7 protein-coding genes are annotated in these 7,718 nt (G+C 68.8%); 5 read left to right on the top strand and 2 right to left on the bottom strand.

Features of this window, described 5'->3' with window-relative positions; genetic code table 11:
• Nucleotides 1-767 (top strand): sulfotransferase family protein (locus tag KDJ86_RS07730; protein ID WP_291744541.1); only part of this gene is annotated, 767 nt, incomplete at its 5' end.
• On the opposite strand, the gene KDJ86_RS07725 is transcribed toward KDJ86_RS07730, so the two are convergent.
• Both KDJ86_RS07725 and KDJ86_RS07720 read right to left on the bottom strand, forming a co-directional pair.
• A complete protein-coding gene (locus KDJ86_RS07725; RefSeq protein WP_291744540.1) occupies nt 768-1,676 on the bottom strand; it encodes a pseudouridine-5'-phosphate glycosidase in 909 nt (302 codons plus the stop codon). It lies immediately after the preceding gene.
• Nucleotides 1,673-2,632: a PfkB family carbohydrate kinase gene (locus tag KDJ86_RS07720; RefSeq protein ID WP_291744539.1), complete on the bottom strand. Its 960-nt coding sequence runs from the start codon at nt 2,630-2,632 to the stop codon at nt 1,673-1,675. The genes KDJ86_RS07725 and KDJ86_RS07720 overlap by 4 nt, the downstream gene beginning before the upstream one ends.
• Nucleotides 2,633-2,900: 268 nt before the next feature.
• Here KDJ86_RS07720 and recA point away from each other — a divergent pair, with 268 nt between their 5' ends.
• The 4 genes from recA to KDJ86_RS07700 all read left to right on the top strand — a co-directional run.
• The gene (gene recA / locus KDJ86_RS07715) at nt 2,901-3,992 is read left to right on the top strand and encodes a recombinase RecA (RefSeq protein WP_291744538.1); all 1,092 of its coding nucleotides are present in this window, start codon (nt 2,901-2,903) and stop codon (nt 3,990-3,992) included.
• Nucleotides 3,993-4,033: 41 nt separating this feature from the next.
• Nucleotides 4,034-4,456 carry a VOC family protein gene (locus KDJ86_RS07710; protein ID WP_291744537.1) on the top strand — a complete coding sequence of 141 codons (423 nt, stop codon included), beginning with the start codon at nt 4,034-4,036 and terminating at the stop codon, nt 4,454-4,456.
• Nucleotides 4,457-4,602: 146 nt separating this feature from the next.
• Nucleotides 4,603-7,275: an alanine--tRNA ligase gene (gene alaS, locus KDJ86_RS07705; protein ID WP_291744536.1), complete on the top strand. Its 2,673-nt coding sequence runs from the start codon at nt 4,603-4,605 to the stop codon at nt 7,273-7,275.
• 13 nt (nt 7,276-7,288) lie between these two features.
• Nucleotides 7,289-7,718 (top strand): ion transporter (locus tag KDJ86_RS07700; RefSeq protein WP_291744535.1); only part of this gene is annotated, 430 nt, incomplete at its 3' end.

Below are 7,718 nucleotides of genomic sequence, written 5' to 3'. Positions count from 1 at the left end.
GGCCGTGGATCAAGAGGCTGCTCCCGGCGACCCGGCCCTTCGACAACATGAGCTTCGGACCGGACCGGCCGCAGGAGGACGAGTTCGCTCTGCTCAATACCGGGATGAGGACGCCGTACCGGACGCTGGCCTTCCCGCGCCACGGACCGGCCGATCTCGACCATGTCGATCATCATGATCTCGGCGCCGGGGAGCGGGACGCCTGGCGGAAGGCCTATGGGACGCTGCTCAGGCGCTTCCAGTTCAGCCATGGCGACCGGCGGCTGGTGCTGAAATCACCCTTCCACGCGGCCCGGATTCCGTCGCTGCTCGCGATGTATCCCGACGCCCGCTTCGTCTTCACGGCGCGCGACCCCTACGAGGTCTTCGCCTCCCATACCCGGACGCTGAAGGTGCTGGCTTCCAACCAGGGGCTGCACAACCCGATCCTTGACGACGACGACTGGATCCACGGCTTCGTCCTCGACGTCTTCCAGCAGCTCTTCGACGCCTACGAACGGGATCGGCGGCTGATCCCGGCCGGCCGCCTTCACGAGTTGCGCTACGAGGACCTGGTTGCCGATCCGCGGGCGCGGCTGCGCGATCTTTACCGGCAGCTCGACCTCGGCGACTTCGCGCCGGCGGAGCCCGGCGTCAGGGCCTATCTCGACGCGCGCAAGGACTATCGCCGCAACGTCAACCGCATCGATTTCTCGGACCGCGATCTCGTCACCCGGCGATGGGGCGCCTATCTCGAACGCTTCGGCTACGACACCCGCGTCGCCTAGCTAGGCCCCGGCGGCAAGCGCCGTAGCGATGTCGGCGGCGAGCCGGGCATTGTTCTTCACCAGCGCGATATTGGTCGCCAGGCTGCGGCCGCCGGTGCGCTTGAAGATGGCGTCGAGGAGGAAGGGCGTCACCGCCTTGCCGGCGATGCCGGCGGCGATCGAGTCGGCGTGGGCCTCCTCGATATGGGTCGCCATCTCGGCCGCGGGGATTTCGTCTGCGGCGGGAACCGGGTTGGCGACCAGCATGCCGCCGCCGAGCGCCAATGCCTTGCGGCTTCTCGCAAAGGCCGCGATCGTCGCTGCGCCGTCCATGCGGATCGGGGCGGGCAGGCCGCTGTCGCGCGACCAGAAGGCGGGAAAGGCGTCGGTACCGTGGCAGACGACCGGGACGCCGAGCGTCTCCAGGATCTCGAGGGTCTTGGGGATGTCGAGCAGCGCCTTGGCGCCGGCGGCGACGACGATGACGTCGGTGCGGGCGAGCTCGCCGAGGTCGGCGGAGATGTCGAAGCTCGTCCCGGCGCCGCGATGGACGCCGCCGATGCCGCCGGTGGCGAAGACCTCGATCCCCGCCCTTGCGGCGACGATCATCGTCGCCGCCACGGTGGTCGCGCCGGGCTTGCCGGAGAGGGCGCCATAGGCGAGGTCGGCGCGGCTGAGCTTCAGCGTCTCCGTCGACCGGGCGAGGCGTTCGAGGTCGCCCCGGTCGAGGCCGACCCGGATCCGGCCGTCGAGGACGGCGATCGCCGCCGGCGTGGCGCCGCGGTCGCGCACGATCGCCTCGACCGCCAGCGCGGTTTCGAGGTTCTGCGGCCAGGGCATGCCGTGGCTGACGATCGTCGTCTCGAGCGCGACCGTCGGCCGCCCGCCATCGAGGGCGGCCTGGACTTCGTCGCTTATGGCAAGGCTCATGAGGTCTCCGTTTCGATGCCGCCGCCGATCCGGGCGGCAAGCAGGGCGGCGTTGAGGCGCGGGGGGATGGTGCCGTCATGTTCCATGGTGATGGCGGCGGCGGCAAGGCCGGGCCGGATCGCCTCGAACAGCGTCCTGCCGCTCGCCAGGCCGTGGATGGTTCCCGCGGCGAGCGCGTCGCCGGCGCCGTTGACGCTGCGGATCGCGGCCCGCAGAGGGACGAAAGAGCGAATGTCGCCGCCGCTCGCGACCGCGAGCGGCCTGTCGGCGTCGGTTACCACGACGTTGGGCCGCACGCTGCCGCAGAGCGCCTGCGCCAGCGCGGTGGCGGTCGGCAGCCGGTCGTCGGTCGCGAGCAGGGCCGCCGCCTCCTTGCGATTGACGAAGAGCAGGTCGATGTCGTGGAGGAGGGGGGCAAGCCGCAGGCATTTGGCCGGCGAAACGGCGAGGGCGGCGACCGGGTGCCCCGCCGCCCGGGCCTGGCCGATGATGAAGCCGAGCGTATCCTCCGGCAGGTTGGCGTCGACCAGCCAGGAGTCGCCCGCCGGCGCATCGGCGGCGGCCGCCGCCACGGTGGCCGGCGTCATTTCGTCGAAAATCTCCATCCCGGCCACGCCGATGATCAACCCGCCGACGTCGTCCAGCGCGGCGAGATAGGTCGCCGTGCCCGCGGTGGTTGAGGTGCCGACATGGTCGGTCGCGATGCCCGCCGCTTCGGCGGCGGCGACGACCATCGCACCGGCCGGGTCGCCGCCGACGCGGGTGACGAGGCGCACCGCGTGCCCCAGCCGGGCGAGGATCGTGGCCATGTTGAAGGCGACGCCGCCCGGCGTCGTCCGCGCCGTGCCGGGGTTCGACGCCCCCATCACCGGCGCGTCTTTCGTCGCCGCGATATGATCGATGGTCGCCCCGCCGAAGACGGTGACCGACCCGGGAGGCTCGATTCGCCCTTCCATCTCCGGTGCCGCTCCGACTCCCCGTCCGCTGGCGGCAATCATCGGACGGCCGGGGCTCGCGCGCAAGCCGGCCCGGCGGCGGAGCCGGGGTGGTGCCGGCCATCCGCTCATTCCAGATGAATCAGCGGCTTATAGGCAGAATCATCCGGTTCGGGGCAGAAATCTCCGGCATCTTGTCATTGAGAACAAATCGTGTACAATGCGCGACGGGGCAACCGATCGCATTCGTTTGAACGTCCCCGGCTACTGTGGAATAAGGAGCGCACGGATGGCGGCCACTTCTCTTCGCCTGATCGAGGGTCAAGCAATGGACAAAACGAAGGCGCTCGACGCGGCGCTCGGCCAGATTGAGCGGGCTTTCGGCAAGGGCTCGGTCATGCGGCTCGGCCAGAACGACACGGCGGTCGAGGTCGCCTCGGTGCCGACCGGGTCGCTCGGCCTCGATATCGCGCTTGGCATCGGCGGGCTGCCGCGCGGACGGGTCGTCGAGATTTACGGGCCGGAATCCTCGGGCAAGACGACCCTTGCCCTCCACGCCATCGCCGAGGCCCAGAAGAACGGCGGCATCTGCGCCTTCGTCGATGCAGAGCACGCGCTCGACGCCGGCTATGCCCGCAAGCTCGGGGTCAACCTCGACGACCTCCTGATCTCCCAGCCGGATACCGGCGAGCAGGCGCTCGAGATCGCCGATACGCTGGTCCGCTCCGGCGCGATCGACATCCTGGTCGTCGATTCGGTCGCGGCGCTGACGCCGCGGGCCGAGATCGAAGGCGAGATGGGCGACCAGCTGCCGGGGCTGCAGGCGCGGCTGATGAGCCAGGCGCTGCGCAAGCTCACCGCCTCGATCAACCGCTCCCACACCATGGTCATCTTCATCAACCAGATCCGGATGAAGATCGGCGTGATGTTCGGCAGTCCGGAGACGACGACCGGCGGCAATGCGCTGAAATTCTACTCCTCTGTGCGGCTCGACATCCGCCGTATCGGCTCGATCAAGGATCGCGACGAGGTGGTCGGCAACCAGACCCGGGTGAAGGTGGTCAAGAACAAGCTGGCGCCGCCGTTCAAGCAGGTCGAGTTCGACATCATGTATGGCGAGGGGATTTCGAAGACCGGCGAGCTGATCGATCTCGGGGTCAAGGCGGGGATCGTCGAGAAATCCGGCGCCTGGTTCTCCTTCGACAGCCAGCGCCTCGGCCAGGGGCGGGAGAATGCCAAGCTTTTCCTCAAGGAGAATCCGGAAACCGCCGTCCAGATCGAGCAGGCCATCCGCCAGGCCGCCGGCCTGATCGCCGGGCAGTTCCTTGAGGATACCGGTCCCGAGGACGACGACGAGCCGGACGACGCGCTGGAAGCCTGACGCGTCGGTCGCGGCATCTGCATCCGGTCAGGGAGACGTTGGTGGAACAGCGGATCAGTCTCGTCACCCTCGGCGTCGCCGATCTGGAGCGCTCGCGGCGCTTCTACGAGGACGGCCTCGGCTGGACCCGAAGCAACCGGGACGACGGCGTCGTCTTCTACCAGCTTCCGGGGATGATCCTCGGCCTGTGGCTGCGGAAGGACCTCGCGGCCGATGCCGGCCTCGCCGACGACGGGGCGACCTTCAGCGGCATGGCGCTCGCCTATAACACCCGGTCGCGGGAGGAGGTCGACGCCTTCCTGGCCGATGCCGAAGCCGCCGGCGGCCGGATTCTCAAGCCGGCCGAGGAGGCGTTCTGGGGCGGCTATTCGGGCTATTTCGCCGATCCCGACGGGCACCCCTTCGAGGTCGCGTTCAATCCCTTCTGGACGATCGGCGAGGACGGCGGGGTATCCCTTCCCTGACCGACCGCGAGCCGGTGGCGGCGGCCGGCCCTGGCGGCCTGCGGGAGCCTTGCCCGCATTTTCTGGACATTGTTGCGGCGGGGGCTGTAAAAACCGCCGGCGCGGCCATAGCTTGGTCCCGGTCGCCGGCAACGTGAAAAGTGTTCATGCAATCCGTCAACGATATCAGGTCCCTTTATCTCGGCTATTTCGAGAAGAACGGCCATACGCCCGTGGCCTCGAGCCCGCTCGTCCCGCGCAACGACCCGACGTTGATGTTCACCAACGCCGGGATGGTCCAGTTCAAGGACTATTTCACCGGCCGCGCCGAGCCGCCCTTTCCGCGGGCGGTGACCTCGCAGAAATGCGTGCGCGCCGGCGGCAAGCACAACGACCTCGACAATGTCGGCTATACGGCGCGGCATCTCACCTTCTTCGAGATGCTGGGCAACTTCTCCTTCGGCGATTATTTCAAGGAAAGGGCGATCGAGCTCGCCTGGAACCTCGTCACCAGGGAATTCGGCCTTCCCGAGGAAAAGCTGCTGGTCACCGTCTATGCCGAGGATGATCACGCTTTCGACCTGTGGAAGACGGTCGCGGGCCTCCCCGAGCGGAAGATCATCCGCATCGCCACCAGCGACAATTTCTGGGCGATGGGCGACACCGGGCCATGCGGCCCATGCTCGGAGATCTTCTTCGACCACGGACCGGATGTCGCCGGCGGCCCGCCTGGCAGCCCCGAGGAGGACGGCGACCGCTTCGTCGAGATCTGGAACCTCGTCTTCATGCAGTTCGAGCAGCGGGCGAAGGACGACCGCATCGCGTTGCCGAGGCCGTCGATCGACACCGGCATGGGCCTCGAGCGCATGGCGACCGTCATGCAGGGCGTCCACAACGTCTACGACACCGACCTGTTCCGGACGCTGATCGAGGCGGCCGGGGAGGCGATCGGCGTCAAGGCGGCGGGAGACCGGACGGCGAGCTTCCGGGTGATCGCCGATCACCTGCGCGCCACCAGTTTCCTGATCGCCGATGGCGTGCTGCCCTCGAACGAGGGGCGCGGCTACGTGCTGCGGCGGATCATGCGGCGCGCCATGCGCCATGCCCATCTCCTCGGTTCGGAGGAGCCGGTGATCTACCGGCTGGTTCCGGCGCTGGTCGCCGAGATGGGCCGGGCCTATCCCGAACTGGTCCGCGCCGAGGCGCTGGTCCGCGAGACGCTTCTCCTCGAGGAGACCCGGTTCCGGCGGACCCTGGCGCGCGGCCTGACGCTCCTCGACGAGGCGACGACAAGCCTCGGCAGCGGCGATACGCTGCCCGGCGAGACCGCGTTCCGCCTCTACGATACCTACGGCTTTCCCCTCGACCTGACCGAGGATGCGCTTCGCCCGCGCGGCATCGGCGTCGATGTCGAAGGCTTCGGCCGGGCGATGGAGCGGCAGAAGGAAGAGGCGCGGGCGAGCTGGGCGGGCTCCGGCGAATCCCAGACCGAGCCGATCTGGTTCACGTTGCGCGAGAGCCTCGGGGCGACCGAGTTCCTCGGCTACGAGACGACAAGCGCCGAGGGCGAGATCCTGGCGCTGGTCCGCGACGGCGAGGGCACCGCGAACGCCACCGCCGGCGAGGTGATCGCGGTGGTCGTCAACCAGACGCCGTTTTATGCCGAATCCGGCGGCCAGGTCGCCGATAGCGGAACGATCGAGACCGGCGATGGCGCGCTTGTCGCCGTGTCGGATGTCCAGAAACGGGCCGATGGGCTCTTCGTGCATTTCGGGACGGTGGAGCAGGGCGTGGTCAAGGTCGGCGACGCCGTGCGGATGACGGTCGACGGCGTGCGCCGGGCGACGATTCGCGCCAACCATTCGGCGACCCATCTTCTCCATGCGGCGCTTCGCGGCGTGCTCGGCGGCCATGTTGCCCAGAAGGGCTCGCTGGTTGCGCCGGACCGGCTGCGCTTCGACTTCTCGCATCCGAAGCCGATGGACGCCGAGGAGCTCGAGGAGGTCGAGGCGCTGGCCAATGCCGTCGTCATCCAGGATTCGCCGGTGGTGACCCGGCTGATGGATCGCGATTCCGCCATCGAATCCGGCGCCATGGCGCTGTTCGGAGAAAAATACGGCGACGAGGTGCGCGTCGTGTCGATGGGCACGATCCCGGACGGCGCCCCGGATCGGCCCTATTCGGTCGAGCTCTGCGGCGGCACCCATGTCGGGCGCACGGGCGAGATCGGGTTGATCGCGATTGCCGGCGAGGGCGCCGTCGCGGCGGGCGTCCGGCGCGTCGAGGCATTGACCGGCGCGGCGGCGCGCAAGCATCTGGCCGAGCAGGAGCGGCGGCTGAAGGCCGTGGCGATGGCGCTCAAGGTCCGTCCCGAGGACGCGGCCGAGCGGGTCCAGGCACTGGTCGATGAGCGGCGGCGGCTGGAGCGCGAGCTCGGAGACGCGCGCCGCAAGCTCGCGATGGGCGGGGGGCGGGGCAATGGCGCCGATCCCGGCATCCGCGAGATCGGCGCGATCAAGTTCCTCGGCCGTTCGGTATCCGGCATTGCGCCGAAGGACCTCAAGGGCCTCGCCGACGACGGCAAGGCGGCCGTCGGGTCCGGCGTCGTGGCGATCGTCGGCGTCAATGACGACGGCAAGGCCGGCATCGTCGTCGGCGTCACCAACGACCTGACCGGGAAGCTCAGCGCGGTCGATCTGGTGCGTCGCGGCGCCGAGGCGCTCGGCGGCAAGGGCGGCGGCGGACGGCCCGATATGGCGCAGGCCGGCGGCCCGGATGGTGCGAAGGCCGACGATGCGATCGCGGCGATTGTGGCGGCGGTCACCGAAACGATGAGCTGAGCGGGGCAGGCGGGTGGATCGACCCTCGCTGCGACTCCAGGTATTCGATGTCGTCGAGGGCGGGTCCCGGCACCCGGTGCTGTCGCGCATCTTCTCCGCCGCGCTGATCACCCTGATCCTGGTCAATGTCGGTGCGGCGATCTTCGGGACCGTGCCGCAGGTGTCGCGGACCTATTTCGTCCTGTTCGGCTGGATCGAAGCGATATCGATCACCGTCTTCGCGGTCGAATATGTCGCGCGGCTGTGGATCTGCGTCGAGCACCCGCAGGCGCGGGGGATGCCGGCCTGGAAGGCGCGGCTCAGATACGCGGTGACACCCTCGGCGATCATCGACTTCATCGCCATCCTGCCCTTCTTCATCGTCGTCTTCGGCGGCGCCGATGTCAGGACGATGGTCCTGATCCGCCTCATGCGGCTCTTCAAGCTGGGGCGCTATTCGACCG

This window comes from Bauldia sp., assembly GCF_020442045.1.
Lineage (GTDB): Bacteria > Pseudomonadota > Alphaproteobacteria > Rhizobiales > Kaistiaceae > Bauldia.
This window is presented reverse-complemented; position numbering and strand designations above follow the sequence as displayed.